This window comes from Aeromicrobium sp., from assembly GCF_047607065.1.
Taxonomy (GTDB): Bacteria; Actinomycetota; Actinomycetes; order Propionibacteriales; family Nocardioidaceae; genus Aeromicrobium.
Window position 1 is genome coordinate 1 of record NZ_JASGDU010000029.1, and the last position, 13,653, is coordinate 13,653.

A 13,653-nucleotide genomic window follows, 5' to 3' on the forward strand; every position below is an offset into this window, starting at 1 on the left:
AGGTCCTCGAACTGCTGGCTGCCGAGCAGGTCATCACTGGGATCGGTCATCGGGGACTCCTTGTTCGCACGTGGTCGGTTGTCTCTGGGAGGCCCGTGCCGTCGCTTTTTTTCCCCGCCGATAACGTCTACTGCGAACCGGGCGTCAGAGCCTGCCGCATCACAGCCTGCACCTCATCGCGCAAAGCCGCCAGTGCCGTGAGGTGACGCTTCTCGTTGGCGACCTCCCGGCGCAGCCGCTCGGGCGTCTCCGCAGCGGCGCGGCGGGCCGCCTCCAGCTCGGTCTTTGCCGCGTCGAGGGCCGCCTTGAGTTCATGCCGGAAGGCGATCGTGACATCGCGGAGCATGACGGTGCGCGCCCGGTCGACGGCGAAGCGCAGGTGTGTCTCGGCTCGGTTGACGCCCTGGGCCGTCGTCTGCGTGACGACACGTTCGAGGGTGTGTGCGCGGCGGGCGCGATAGTTGACCACGTACCAGGCGGCCCCGCCGACGATGGAGAACACCGGCGCGATGATCGCCGGCGCGATGAGGCCGGCGACCAGGCCGCCCATGCTCGAACCGATCATCGCGGTGCTGGCCAAGGTCGCGTCGAAACTGCCGGTGTACTCGGGGTCGGCGAGTTCGGCCATCGCCAGGTCGTCGACGTCGGCGTCGAGCCGCACCGCCGAGGACAGGTCCCTCCCGATGGCGGTGAACAGCTGGTCGGCCTGGACGTGAAAGCCCGCGACGAACTCGCCGATGCACTCGGTGACGATGGTGCGCAGCTCGGCGGTCAACTGCACCGCCACCTCCTCGACCACCTTGTCGGGATTGCCCTTGCGCCGTTCGTGGGCCACCTGCGTCCACCGCTGGCGCACGGCAGCGAAGCGCTGCGAGGCCCGGTGCAGCACGTCTGCGCGCAGCACGCTCGAATCGGAGTTGAGGTCCAGTGACCAGCGGTCCCCCTGCTCCTGCAGGGCGCGCAGCCGGTTGACGAAGGCGTCCAGCTCGGGCACCTGCTGCCCGGCCGACTCCAGCGCCGCGATGGTGCGGCGACGCTTGTCCTCGTAGCGTTCGATACCCGACAGGCCCGAGCGCAGGGCGTTGGCCAGGGCGAGCGAGGCCGGAGAGACCAGCCTGTCGCGCAGGGTCTCCGCCAGCGCGTCGACGCCCGCGTACTCGCGCAGATCGAGCACCGCGGCCGGGTCGAGGCCGGCGATCTCCAACGCGACCGTCGAGGCCACCGGGCAGATCGGTGCTTCGGCGAAGCGCGGGGCGTGACGGGCCAGCAGCGAGCGGTTCTCGGCGAGCACGTCCTCCCAGCCGACCGGATACTGGTCGATCTTGGTCAGCGCGAACACGACCTGCTCGACCCGGCCGGAGACCTGGGTCAGGAAGTCCAGCTCCGGCTGGGTGAAGACCTGACCAGCGTCGGTCACCACGAGCAGGACGCTGCCCTCGGACGCAGCCAGCGCGGCAAGCTCGGTGTGGCCCTGCGTCAGGCCGGCGATGCCGGGCGTGTCGACCAGCGCCACCTCCCCGAGCGTGGCCGAAGCATGGGCGAGGGAGACGCCGATCAGCGCCGGGTCGTCTTCGTTCCCGGTGGTCCCAGTGACGGCGATCTCGCGGGCCTGTTCCGGACTCGCCTCGCGCGTCGAACCATCGGCGAAATGCACCGCCGCGTGGCCCTCGGGGCGCTCCGGCGTCGGCGGCGTGACCCGCACGAAGCCGGCCGTGACCACCCCGAGGCCCGCCGGTACCACGTCAGCACTGCCGAGCAGCGCGTTGACGAGCGTGCTCTTGCCGCGCTTGACCTCCCCGACGACCACCACCGAGCCGAACGGCGGCACCGAGACCGACAGCGCCGTCGACATCGCCGTCGACCACGGCGCGAACTCCGTGCCCTGGAGCGCCTTGACCACCTGGCGCACGACCCGCCCCTGCGCGGACGTCAGCCGCACCCGGTCGGGAGACACGCTCACGCGTGCGCCCACCAGTAGTACAACTCGGGCAGGCTGCTGCCGGAGATCGCGGCCCAGACCTCGACCCTGATCTCCGCGTCGGTCCAGGCGACATAACTCTGATCGCCGGAGGTGCCGTTCATCAGCAGCACCTTGCCGGCGTCGTCGGTTTCGTCCTCGTGATGCCACGGCCCCCAGCCGGGCGCGCCGTCGAGGGTCTGCGGTCCGGGCAACTCAGCGTTGTCGATGGCGCTTTGGAACGACTCGTCCATCGAGGTCTCGTCGCCGTAGCCGTAGATGTTGACGTAGTCCGGGGCGAAGCCCGTGTCGTCCTCGGTCGTGTAGCAGGTGATGCTGATCTGGGCTTCGAGCGGATCGCGCGTCTCGCAGTCAACCGGGTCGACCGGCCAACTGGCCGCGACGTCGTTGAGCAGGTCGCACTCGGCGTCCGAGAGCGTCGGGCTGTCCTCGCAAGCCGGTTCGTCGGTCGTGTCCTCGGTCTCCGTGGTGAGCGTCGAGTCGGGGCCGGCCGAATCGCTGGCCTTCGGATCCCCGCCGCCGAGGGTTGAAACCGCCACCGCGACGCCACCACCGACCACGAGCAGCGCGGCGGCGATGATGCCGGCGAGAAGAATGCCGCGCCGCTTGCCGGTACCGCCTCCGCCCTGCGGCGGCGACGTCGGCGGCGGTGCGGCTCCCACCGCCCGTAGCCCGCCGGTGGTCTCGGCCGGCGTGGGTGCCGGAGCAGGGGCGGGTATCGCCGTCGGCGGTGCCGGAGCCGGCATCGGTGCCACCGCGCGCTCGCGCAACTGTCGCCCGAGCGGCGACAGCGCGCCGAGGCAGGTGATGAGCTTGGGATCGTCCAGGGTCGCGGCAGGCTGGCCGACGACCTTGGCCAGCGCGTTCTGCAGCGGACGCACGAGCGACGCCCCGCCAGTCAGATACACGGTCGCCAACTCGGTCGGCGCGAGTTTGGCCCGCGCGCACGCCTCGGCAGTCAGCGCGGCGATCTGCTCCACATCGTCGGCGATGGCGTCAGCGAACTCCTCGGCGGTGACCGTCACGGTCACCGAACCGGCCGCCGTGACCACCGGGACCGTGGTCGACTCGCTCTCCGACAGCGCATGTTTGGCCTGGGCCACCTGCTCGCGCAGGGCGCGACGGGCACCGAGACCGCCCGCACTCTCCAGCGCCGCGAGGATTTCGGCGTTGCCGCCGGCCCGCACCGCGTCGAGCACGATGTTCTCCAGGCGCAGGTCGAACAGCCCGCCGCCAAGGTCGGCACGGCCCGCGGTCGAGACGACCTCGAAGGGACGCGAGGGATGATCGGTGACCCGCAGGACCGCGATGTCGGCGGTGCCTCCGCCGACATCGACCACGCACAGGTGACTGCCGCCGGGCGGCAGCGGCGCGTGCTGGGCGTAGCGCGCGACGGCGGCGACCGGCTCGGGCAGCAGGCCGATGGTCGAACGGTCGAAGCCCGCCCGCTCGGCGGCCTCCACCAGCACGTCGCGGCGCGCCCGCTGATAACCGGCTGGATAGGTCAAGGTCAACTCGAACGGCTTGCCGCCGCCGGCCACCCGCGCCGCCCGCTGGGTCACAGTGCGCAGGACCACCGCCACGAGATCGACCACCTCGCGGTCGGTGCCGCCGAGCTGAACCACCGGCTGCCCGATCAGGCGCTTCGGATTGCGCTCGAAGGCGCTCGGATCGAGCATCATCCGGCGGGTGGCCTCGACGCCCACGCTCAGGCCCCCGGCATCGGCGAACACCGCCGACGGCATGACGTCGCCGCTGTCGGTCAGGCGCACCGACTGGGGTTCTCGACCGTCGATCTGAATCGCTGCTGTCGAGTTGGAGGTGCCGAAGTCAATGGCAAGTCGCCAGTTGCTCATAGGAGGCCCTCGATCAGTCGTCAACGGTGTCGCCAAGCACCCTAACCCCTCCCGGCCCCGCGATTCGATCCTGTCGAGACAATGAGCACGTGAAGATTCCCGCAGATCTGCTCCCCTCCGACGGACGCTTCGGCTCCGGCCCCTCGAAGGTCCGGCCCGACGCCCTCGCCGCGCTGGCCGCCAGCGGCACCTCGATCATGGGAACCTCGCATCGCAAGCCGCCGGTGCGACAGTTCGTCGCCGCCGTGCGCGCCGGGCTGGCCGATCTGTTCGCGCTACCCGACGGCTACGAGGTGGTGCTCGGGGTGGGCGGTTCGCACGCCTTCTTCGACGCGGCCGTGTTCGGGCTGATCGAGCGGCGCAGCCAGCATCTCGTCCACGGCGAGTTCACCGGGAAGTTCGCCAAGGCGGTCGCGGCGGCACCGTTCCTCGACGACCCCGACGTGCGCGAGTCCGCGCCGCACACGCACCCGCTCGCCCAGGCCGTCGAGGGCGTCGACACCTACGCCTGGGCGCACAACGAGACCTCGACCGGCGTCTGGGTGCCGGTGGCACCCGTGGAGGGGGCCGAAGACGGGGCGATCACGCTGATCGACGCCACCTCCGCAGCCGGCGGACTGGCCGTGGACGTGTCGGCCTGCGATGTCTACTACTTCGCGCCGCAGAAGTCCTTCGCCTCCGACGGCGGCCTGTGGGTTGCGCTCATGTCACCGGCGGCCATCGAGCGGGCCGAACGCATCAAGGCCTCCGGCCGCCATATCCCCGGCTTCGTCGATCTGCCGGCCGCCATCGACAACTCGCGCAAGGACCAGACCTACAACACCCCGGCGCTGGCCACCCTGTTCCTGCTGGAGCAGCAGATCACCTGGCTCAACGACAACGGCGGCCTGGACTTCGCGGCGCGGCGGACTGCCGACTCGGCCGCGCGGCTGTACGGCTGGGCGAGCGAGCGGGAGTACGCCGAGCCGTTCGTCACCGACCCGGCCGAGCGGTCGAACGTCGTCGGCACCGTCGATCTGGTCGGCGTGGAGGCGTCGGCGGTCTCGGCGGCGCTGCGCGAGAACGGCATCGTCGACGTCGACGGCTACCGCGGCCTGAAGCGCAACCAGCTACGCATCGGCATGTTCCCGGCAGTCGATCCCGACGACGTCAGTGCGCTGACGGCCTGCATCGACCACATCGTCGAACACCTCGCCTGAGGAACCGCTAGCTTATAGGTCGGTGCCGCTCGTTGAGGTGCGTAGCGAGGAACGAGCGGAGCCTCGAAATGAGCTGCGGTTGGAGTCCCTTCGAGGTGTGCTGCGCTCGCACCTCAGGGACCGGCCAACAGCACGCAACCCGAATACATCAGCACTTCCCTATACCGGCGGTACCCGGTCATTGAGGTGCGAGGCCGCTTGCGGCCGAGCCTCGAAATGACCTACCACCGGTCAGCGACTCCCTCACCAGAGGTGGCCCCGACGACAGTGGCGGCACGGTGCAACTCGCGGTGCTCGGTGTAGATGCGGGCGTTGCGGTGCAGTCTGGCAACCTCGTCGTCGCTGAGTTCACGACGCACCTTGCCGGGCACTCCGGCGACCAGGGAGCGCGGCGGCACCCGCATCCCCTCGGTCACCAGCGCGCCCGCGGCAATAAGGGACTCGGCACCGATCACGGCCCCGTTCATCACCACCGCCCCCATGCCGATGAGGCAGTGATCGCCGACGGTCGCGCCGTGGACGACCGCGTTGTGCCCCACCGACACGCCCTCGCCGAGCACGAGGGGCTGGCCCCGGTCGACGTGGAAGGCGCATCCGTCCTGCACATTGGAGTCCTTGCCGACGGTGATCGGCTCGTTGTCGGCGCGCAGCACCGCCGAATACCAGATGCTCGCGCCCTCCCCGAGGACGACAGTCCCCACCAGCGACGCATTCGGCGCGACGAAGGCCGACTCCGGCACCAACGGCCGCCGTCCCTCACCCAGATCAATCAGCATGCCCCCACCCTCCCAGACGTCAGGTGAGCCAGCGGGTCAGCGGGTCGATGGAGAAGTACACCACGAACAGCGCGGCGACGACCCACATGAGCACGTGGACCTGGTTCGCCTTGCCTTTGACCGCCTTCAGCAGCACATAGGCGATGAAGCCCGCACCGATGCCGGCGGTGATCGAGTAGGTGAACGGCATGAGCGCGATGGTCAAGAACGCCGGAATCGCGATCTCGTCGTCGCTCCAGTCGATGTCCTTGACCTGCGACATCATCAGGAAGCCGACCAGGACGAGCGCAGGCACGGCTGCCTCGTTCGGGATGTGCTGCACCAGCGGCGCGGCCAGCGTCGACAGCAGGAACAGCACGCCGGTCACGACCGACGCCAGGCCGGTGCGCGCGCCGTCGCCGACGCCTGCGGCCGACTCGATGTACGACGTGTTGCTCGACACGCCGGCGGCACCGCCGGCGGCTGCGGCCACCGAGTCGACGATAAGGATGCGCTGGGCGTTCGGCGGGGTGCCATCGCTGTCGTTGAGGCCGCCCTCGGCACCCACCGCCGTCATCGTGCCCATCGTGTCGAAGAAATCGGCCAGCAGCAGCGTGAAGACCAGCAGGCAGGCCGCGACAAAACCGACCCGGTCGAAGCCGCCGAGCAGGTTGAAATCACCGAGCAGCGAGAAGTCAGGCTTCGCGAACAGGGTGTCCGGCCACGACGGCACGTTGAGGTTCCAGCCCTTCGACGTCGCATCGCCCATCGACGCCGGGGTGTCGGTCAGCGCCTGGACGAGCCCGGCGAGCACCGTGCCGAAGGCGATACCGATGAGGATCGCGCCGGGCACCTTGCGCGCGTGCAGCGCGATCATCACCAGCAGGGCGATGCAGAACACCAGCACCGGCCAGCCCACGAGCTTGTTGCTCACGCCCATGCCAATGGGCGGAGCGGCGAGGCCCGAGGTGCGCACGAAGCCGGCGTCGACCAGGCCGATCAGGGTGATGAACAGGCCGATGCCCACCGCGATGGCGGTCTTGAGTTGGGTCGGCACCGCGTCGAAGACGGCCTTGCGGAATCCGGTCAGCACCAGGATCAAGATGATGAGGCCTTCGAGCACGACCAGACCCATCGCATCGGCCCAGGTCATCTGCGAGGCGACCGAGTAGGCGACGAAGGCGTTCAGGCCGAGACCGGTGGCGATGGCGAGCGGGAAGTTCGCCGCGACGCCCATGACGATGGACAGCACGCCGGCGATCAGCGCCGTGCAAGCCGCGATGGTGGCGAAGCCGGAGCCATCGATCGCCCCGCCGCCGAGGAAGTTGCCCTCAACGTCGGGCACCCCCGCCAGGATGATCGGGTTGAGGACGATGACGTAAGCCATCGTCAGGAAGGTCACGACCCCGCCGCGCACCTCCCTGGCCACGCTCGATCCACGTTGGGAAATCTTGAAGAAGTCGTCGAGCGACGTTGCCATGGTGCTCCCTCAGGTGCGTGAATGACGGCATCGCGTGCGCGGGTGCCGCACAGCATCATGGCCGACGACGGCGCAGAGCGAAAGCGGTTCCGGCCAATAGACACACGAACGTCACACCGCCGGCCCACGCCAGCGGCGAGATCGCGGCCTCGTCTGCGTCCGCCGGGCGGGCCTCGTCACCGTCGCTATCCTGCGGCGGCGAAGCCGGGGCGACCTCCTGCGGCGTCGAGAACGGAACCCGGACGAGCGGCTGATCGCGGCCCTCGCTGCCGACGAGCACGGTGGTCCCGTCCGGCTCGACGGCGAGGGTCTCACCCTGCGACTGGGCGGGCAGGGCGACTTCGCCGATCTCGGCGAAGTCGTCGCCCGCGTCGTACAGGACCGCCTTCAGATAGTTGCGCACCAGCACGTAGCGGCCGTCGGGCGTCATTGCGGCATCGGTGACCATGAGCGGCATCGACACCCCCGTCGAGGTGGCCTCACTGACGGTGCCGGTCGGCAGGTCGCCCGGCAGGGCCAGCAGCTCGCCGCCGACCCACCCCTTCGTGACGACCCATTTGGCACCGGTCACGGGATCGATCACCAGGGCCTCGACGTCCTCGCGGCCGGTCTCATAGGAGATCGGATGGACCTTCGGCGTGACCGCAGTGCTGCGGCGGCCCGGCTCGTCGAGGGAGTACAGCGCCGCGTCGTCGCGGACGGCGTCGTTGTCGCCGGTGTCGGCGATCCACAAGGTGCCGTCGCCATCGAGCGCCAAGGCTTCGACGTCACGCCAGTCCACGCCCTTGAGCGTTGTCACGCCGACGACATCGCAGGAGTCGAGGTCGAGCGCGAAGACGCGCGGATCGCTGCCGGAGTCGTTGACGACGTAGGCGGTTCCGGGGTGCGCGACGCTCACCGCCAGGCCGCTCTGCTCGTCGATCCTGGCGTCCGACACGACGCAGGCGACCGTACCGGCGGAGGTGGCGGCGTCGGCCCGCCGCGCAATCGCGGCGACCAGCACCACAACCAGCAGCGCGATCAGCAGGCCGGGAATGAGCAGGCGGCGGTGGCGCGGATTCATCGTCCACCAGCATGACAGGCCCGCAGCGACGGTCGTTCCCCCGGCCGGGCGCGGGTAGGCTGGCCGACGTGAGCAAGGACAGCACCGCCGAACGCCAGTTGGGCCACCGTGAGCGAGAGCGGTTGGAGCGGGCCGCGCGGCGTCACGAGTTCGGCCGGCCGGACATCACCGAACTCGAGATCGGCAAGAAGACGCACAAGGTCGCCGAGGTCGAGCCGATGGATGTCGACGGGGTGCGCACGATGATGGTCGGCACGATCATCTGGGCGGTTGCGGCGTTCGCGCTGCTGCCGTTCCTGGGGACGCTGCATAAGAACGGCAACGACTGGTGGTTCTGGGTGGCCGTGGCCGGCTTCGGGCTGGGCTGTATCGGGGTGGAGTACTGTCGCCGGCGCCGCCGTGCCCTGGCGCGCCGCCCCGGAGGCCGCCGGCGCGCCTGACGTGCAGGTCCCTTCGAGGCTCCTTCGTCGCACCTCAGGGACCGGATGCCCGGTCATTGAGGTGCGAGCTTGCGAGCCTCGAAATGACCTACCACCGCAGCTCATTTCGAGGCTCCTCGCACCTCAATGAGCGGGGGCGGGTTCCGGCGCGGCGTCCTCGGGGGCCTGCTTGTCGATGGTGGTGCGCAGCGGGATCTCCTTGATGCACAGCGCCGTCGCCAAGCTGACCACGGCGATCAGCGCCGCGATAGCGAAGATGTGCCCGGTCGCGTCGCCGTAGGAGCCGCGCACGATCTCGGCCACCGGCGCGGGCAGGCTGTCGAGGTCGAGCAGCGATCCACTGCCGCCGGAGTGGGTCGTGACACCGATGGCGGTGAGTTTGTCGGTGACCTCGGCGGAGACGTCATGGGCGAGAATCGCGCCGAGCACCGCAACGCCCACGGCCCCGCCGAGGGAGCGGAAGAAGGTCACCGCAGCGCTCGCCGCGCCGATGTCGGCCAGCGCGACGGTGTTCTGCACGGCCAGCACGTAGTTCTGCAGCAGCATGCCCATGCCGACTCCCATGACGGCCATCGAGACCATCGTGTAGGCGTCGGGGGTGCGGTGGTCGATGCGCGACAGCAACGCCAGCCCCACCAGCAGCAGCGACGAGCCGAGCACGAGGAAACGCTTCCACCTGCCGAAGCGGGTGATGAACTGTCCGCTGAGGATCGTGCCGACGAGCGAGCCGGTCATCAGCGGGACCCCGAGGATGCCGGCCATCGTGGCGCTGTGGCCGCCGGCCACCTGGAAGTACTGGCCGAGGAAGACCGAGCCGCCGAACATCGCCATACCGACCGCGATGCTGCCGATAATGGCGAGCGCAGTGGTTCTCTGCCGCACGACGGCGATGGGCAGCACGGGGTCGGGATGGCGCAGCTCGACCCACACCGCGAGCACCCCGGCCATCAGGGTCCCGGCCCAGAACAGTGCCGTCTCGGTCGAGAGCCAGTCGAAGGACTCGCCGGCGAAGGTGACCCACAGGAGTGGCAGGGATGCGGCGATGGTCAGCAGCACGGCACCGCCGATGTCGAGGCGCACCTCGCGGCGCTGTGTCGGCAGGTGCAGGTGGCGCTGCAGCAAGCACAGGCTCACCAGCGCGAGCGGCACACAGACGTAGAAGCACCACCGCCAGCCGAGGCCGGGGGTGTCGACGATCAGGCCGCCGAGCAGGGGGCCGCTGACGGTCGAGACCGCCATCGTCGCGCCCATATAGCCGCTGTAGCGGCCGCGCTCGCGCGGGGGGATGATCGAGCCGATGATCGACTGGGCGGTGGCGATCAGGCCGCCCATGGCCACGCCCTGCACGGCCCGCATGGCGATGAGCCACGGCACGCTCTGGGCCGCGCCGGCGAGCACTGATCCGGCGACGAAGCCGACCAGCGCGACCTGGACGAGGAGCTTCTTGTTGAACAGGTCCGAGAGTTTGCCCCAGATCGGCACCGAGACGGTCATCGCCAGCAGTGAGGCGGTGACGACCCAGGTGTATTGGGCCTGCGTGCCGTTCAGGTCGGCGATGATCGTCGGCAGCGCGTTGGAGACGATGGTCGAACTGACGAGGGCAGTGAACATGCCGGCCAACAGGCCGAACAGCACCTCCAGGATCTCGCGGTGACTCAGTTCCCGGACCGTCGACTCATTTCGTTGCACATGGCAACTATACCGCGTTCAACTCCTCGCGGCACCCACCTGGTCCCTGAGGTGCGAGGGCGCATGCTGGCCCGGCTCGCCGCCGACCTCTGCACCACCCGGTCCCTGAGGTGCGAGGGCGCCCCGCGCCCGAGCCTCGAAGGGACCTTTCCGGTGGTGGCTTCGAGGCTCGCAAGCTCGCACCTCAGCCACCGGGTTCCACCCAGCCGCATGCCCCAGTGAATCAGCGGTTCGCCAGCTCTTCACCGGCCGACTCAGCCGCAGGCTGTCGCTTCACCACGATCTCGTCGTTACTGACGGTGTCGAAGTACGGCACCGGAAGCACCGGGGAAGAAGTGGAACGACGCAACTTGACCCCCGAGTGAGCACCGCAGCCGTGCTGGAAGTCCACCACCTTGCCGTCGTCATTGGCCATGCCGTTGGCGCACACCCCGAAGCGATCGGCCAGCGGGCCGGCCAGACCGATCCGGAAACCACAGGTGCGGCAGGTACCCGAGGCCTGCTGGGCCATCGGCGTATGCGGGCCGCCGTCGCCGGCGTGCCACCGGCTCGCCGCCATCTCGCGCCCTTCGACCGACAAGACCCAGGTACGCCCACCGGCCAACTCGAGTGCCGCGCGGCGGTCGAAGCTGGTGGCCTCGGTGTCCTCGTCACCGGCCGACCAGGCCGGGACGAGACGTAGATCGTCCGGCACGGGCGGCAGCACGTCGCCCGGTGCCAGGTCACCGGGCCGCACCCGGTCGCGGTACGGCGTCCACGCCGGGGCAGTGACGGCCTGCGGTCCGGGCAGCAACACGACATCGTTGACGGTCGGTTCCGCGCCGACGTCGACGGCCGACAGGCTCACGACCCACGTCCAGCCGCGGTAACCGGGCTGCAGCGCCTCGAAATAGTGCGACACCCAGCCCGGCAGATCGACCTCGGCGCGCACATGCTCACCCACGCCGCCACCGCCCGCAGTCTCGACGGCAACCTCGCGGGCGAAGGCCACGGCGGCCTGCAGCATGTGATCGACGGACATGAGGCGATTCTCCCCCATGTCGCGCCACCGCCTCCTAGCGGGTTACGGCAGGATGGTGCCTATGGGAGTTCCGCCTGACGACGACACCGGTCACGCGCTACCACCTCCGCCACCGGGCAGCCCCACCGATCCGCAAACCGCCGACGACGAGCCGCACTCGGCGATCAAGGCGGTCCGGCAGGCCGGGCAGGCCGTCGTCGGCGGCGGCCGCTGGGCCGTCGTGCGCGCCCGCCAGTTCACCCACTCCTCCGGTGCCGGCGAGAGCGGCCTGTCGCGGCTGCTGGAACTGCATGCCTTCAACACCGCCGGGGACGCCGCAGTCGCCATCTCGCTGGCCGGCACGGTCTTCTTCACCGCGCCGACAGGCGAGGCCACCGGGCAGGTCGCACTCTTCCTCGTCTTGACGATGCTGCCGTTCGCGGTCGTCGCCCCACTCATCGGGCCGTTCCTCGACCGCTTCCAGCGCGGCCGCCGCTGGGCCATCGGCACCACGCTGGCCGTGCGCGCCTTCTGCTGCTGGGTACTCGCCGGGGCCGTCGCGGACCAATCCGCGCTCTTCTTCGTCGCGGCTCTGGGCTGTCTGGTTTCCTCCAAGGCCTACGGCATCACCCGCGCCTCGGCCGTACCCCGCCTCCTGCCCGACCAACTGACGCTCGTCAAGGCGAACTCTCGGATCTCACTGACCGGCACCGGTGCCGTCGCCATCTCGGCCCCCATCGCCCTCGGTGCCGCGACCATCGGGGCCGAATGGTCCTTGCGCTACGCCTTCGTCCTCTTCGTCGTGGGCACGGTCCTGGCCATCTTGCTGCCTGCCAAGGTCGACTCCAGCGAGGGCGAGGAGAAGATCGACCTCACCTCCGCGAACGGCACCCAGGGCGTGCTCGCGCCGCGTGGGGTCGTCAACGCGCTGCGCTGCAACGCCGGGCTACGGCTCGTCACTGGTTTCCTGACGATCTTCATGGCTTTCGTACTGCGTGAACCACCGGAGGCAATGGGCTGGGGCGGCAATGCCACGATCCTCATGGGTCTGGTCATCGGGGCGGCCGGAGCGGGCAACACCGTCGGCGTGCTGCTGGGCAACATGCTCAAATCGCGGGCACCGGAGGCCATCGTCGTCGTCGTGCTGATCCTCGACACCACAGTGCTCGTGACAGCCTCGCTCCTGCTGAGCTGGGTTACCGCAATGGTTCTCGGCCTGAGTGCCGGACTGTGTCAGTCACTCGGCAAGTTGAGCCTGGACGCGCTGATCCAGCGCGACGTCCCCGAGCGGGTGCGCACGTCGATGTTCGCCCGCTCCGAGACCCTGATCCAGCTCAGCTGGGTCATCGGCGGCCTCATCGGCATCGGCCTGTTCACCATCGAAGCCAGCGTGAAGGTCGGCCTACTCGCCGTCGCCGCACTGGTGCTGGCCTGGCTGGCCTTCGTCATCACGGCGTTGCGCAACGCGGCCCCGCCGCCGCACGGCTAACCGAACCCGGTCCCCGAGGCGGTGGCTTCGAGGCTCACTCGTTCCTCGCTCGCACCTCAGCCAGCGGACAACCGGCCCCTGAGGTGCGAGGGCGCCCCGCGCCCGAGCCTCGAAGGGACTGCCCAAAGGCCCGATTCAGTCCAGCTCAGAGGCGAGCGCGCGCAGCACCTGGGCGACCGGCTTGGCCTTTTTGGCGTCGGGATGGCGGCCGTGGCGGTAGGCCTCGCCGAGATCGTCAAGCATGCGGATGAGGTCTTCGACGATGACGACCATCTGCTCGGGCGTCTTGCGCTTGGCCGGCGGGCCGCCCTGCTTGCGTCCGGGGGTGGCCGACTCGATCAGCCGCAACTGCAACGCCTGATCGCCGCGACGGCCCTGAACGATGCCGAACTCGACCCGCTGGCCAGGCTTGAGCGTCTCGACGCCCGCCGGCAGCGCGTCGGCATGCACGAACACATCGGCACCCTCGTCCGAAGACAGGAACCCGAATCCCTTGGCGGCGTCGAACCACCGCACCTTGCCCGTGGGCATGTCGCTTCCTCCTGTTGCCACCCTGCGCGTGCCTGTGAAGTCCCCCCACCCTAGATGATTGATGCGGGGTCGGGGTCTGGTCTGTGGTTTTAGTGGTCGTAGGGGGTCAGGGAGCGTAGGACGGGTGCTCCGATGCGGTCGTTGTGCCAGATGACGGTGGTGAGCGCGAGGAT

At 69.5% G+C, this 13,653-nt stretch carries 11 protein-coding genes; 3 read left to right on the plus strand and 8 right to left on the minus strand.

Translation table 11 applies throughout. The features are described 5' to 3' along the window. Window positions 1-127: 127 nt before the first annotated feature. Window positions 128-1,960 carry a dynamin family protein gene (locus tag QM597_RS04340; protein WP_415003647.1) on the minus strand — a complete coding sequence of 611 codons (1,833 nt, stop codon included), beginning with the start codon at window positions 1,958-1,960 and terminating at the stop codon, window positions 128-130. Further along, the gene (locus tag QM597_RS04345) at window positions 1,957-3,834 is read right to left on the minus strand and encodes an Hsp70 family protein (protein ID WP_415003648.1); all 1,878 of its coding nucleotides are present in this window, start codon (window positions 3,832-3,834) and stop codon (window positions 1,957-1,959) included. Before QM597_RS04345 ends, QM597_RS04340 begins: the two co-directional genes overlap by 4 nt. An 89-nt stretch (window positions 3,835-3,923) precedes the next feature. On the opposite strand from QM597_RS04345, the gene serC reads away from it, so the two are divergent. Next, window positions 3,924-5,033 (plus strand): phosphoserine transaminase, encoded by a 1,110-nt coding sequence (gene serC, locus QM597_RS04350; protein ID WP_415003649.1) that lies wholly within the window; start codon window positions 3,924-3,926, stop codon window positions 5,031-5,033. A 221-nt stretch (window positions 5,034-5,254) separates the two neighbouring features. On the opposite strand, the gene QM597_RS04355 is transcribed toward serC, so the two are convergent. The 3 genes from QM597_RS04355 to QM597_RS04365 are packed head-to-tail and all read right to left on the minus strand — an operon-like array spanning window position 5,255 to window position 8,331. Continuing rightward, on the minus strand, window positions 5,255-5,809 hold the full coding sequence (locus tag QM597_RS04355; protein WP_415003650.1) for a gamma carbonic anhydrase family protein: 555 nt from the start codon (window positions 5,807-5,809) through the stop codon (window positions 5,255-5,257). Between the two features lie 19 nt (window positions 5,810-5,828). After that, window positions 5,829-7,268: an NCS2 family permease gene (locus tag QM597_RS04360; protein WP_415003651.1), complete on the minus strand. Its 1,440-nt coding sequence runs from the start codon at window positions 7,266-7,268 to the stop codon at window positions 5,829-5,831. A 55-nt stretch (window positions 7,269-7,323) separates the two neighbouring features. After that, window positions 7,324-8,331: an esterase-like activity of phytase family protein gene (locus QM597_RS04365; RefSeq protein ID WP_415003652.1), complete on the minus strand. Its 1,008-nt coding sequence runs from the start codon at window positions 8,329-8,331 to the stop codon at window positions 7,324-7,326. Between the two features lie 68 nt (window positions 8,332-8,399). On the opposite strand from QM597_RS04365, the gene QM597_RS04370 reads away from it, so the two are divergent. Beyond that, on the plus strand, window positions 8,400-8,771 hold the full coding sequence (locus tag QM597_RS04370) for a DUF2530 domain-containing protein (RefSeq protein ID WP_415003653.1): 372 nt from the start codon (window positions 8,400-8,402) through the stop codon (window positions 8,769-8,771). 123 nt (window positions 8,772-8,894) lie between these two features. Here the strand turns inward: QM597_RS04370 and QM597_RS04375 are convergent, their stop codons facing one another. Together QM597_RS04375 and QM597_RS04380 are read right to left on the minus strand one after the other, a co-directional pair. Beyond that, the gene (locus QM597_RS04375) at window positions 8,895-10,460 is read right to left on the minus strand and encodes an MDR family MFS transporter (protein WP_415003654.1); all 1,566 of its coding nucleotides are present in this window, start codon (window positions 10,458-10,460) and stop codon (window positions 8,895-8,897) included. Between the two features lie 223 nt (window positions 10,461-10,683). After that, window positions 10,684-11,481, minus strand: coding sequence for a DUF3027 domain-containing protein (locus tag QM597_RS04380; protein ID WP_415003655.1), 798 nt, complete (start codon window positions 11,479-11,481; stop codon window positions 10,684-10,686). A gap of 61 nt (window positions 11,482-11,542) precedes the next feature. On the opposite strand from QM597_RS04380, the gene QM597_RS04385 reads away from it, so the two are divergent. Next, window positions 11,543-12,949: an MFS transporter gene (locus QM597_RS04385; protein WP_415003656.1), complete on the plus strand. Its 1,407-nt coding sequence runs from the start codon at window positions 11,543-11,545 to the stop codon at window positions 12,947-12,949. A 135-nt stretch (window positions 12,950-13,084) separates the two neighbouring features. On the opposite strand, the gene QM597_RS04390 is transcribed toward QM597_RS04385, so the two are convergent. After that, entirely contained in the window at window positions 13,085-13,480 is a 396-nt protein-coding gene (locus QM597_RS04390; RefSeq protein WP_415003657.1) for a cold-shock protein, read from the minus strand. Window positions 13,481-13,653 lie beyond the last annotated feature (173 nt).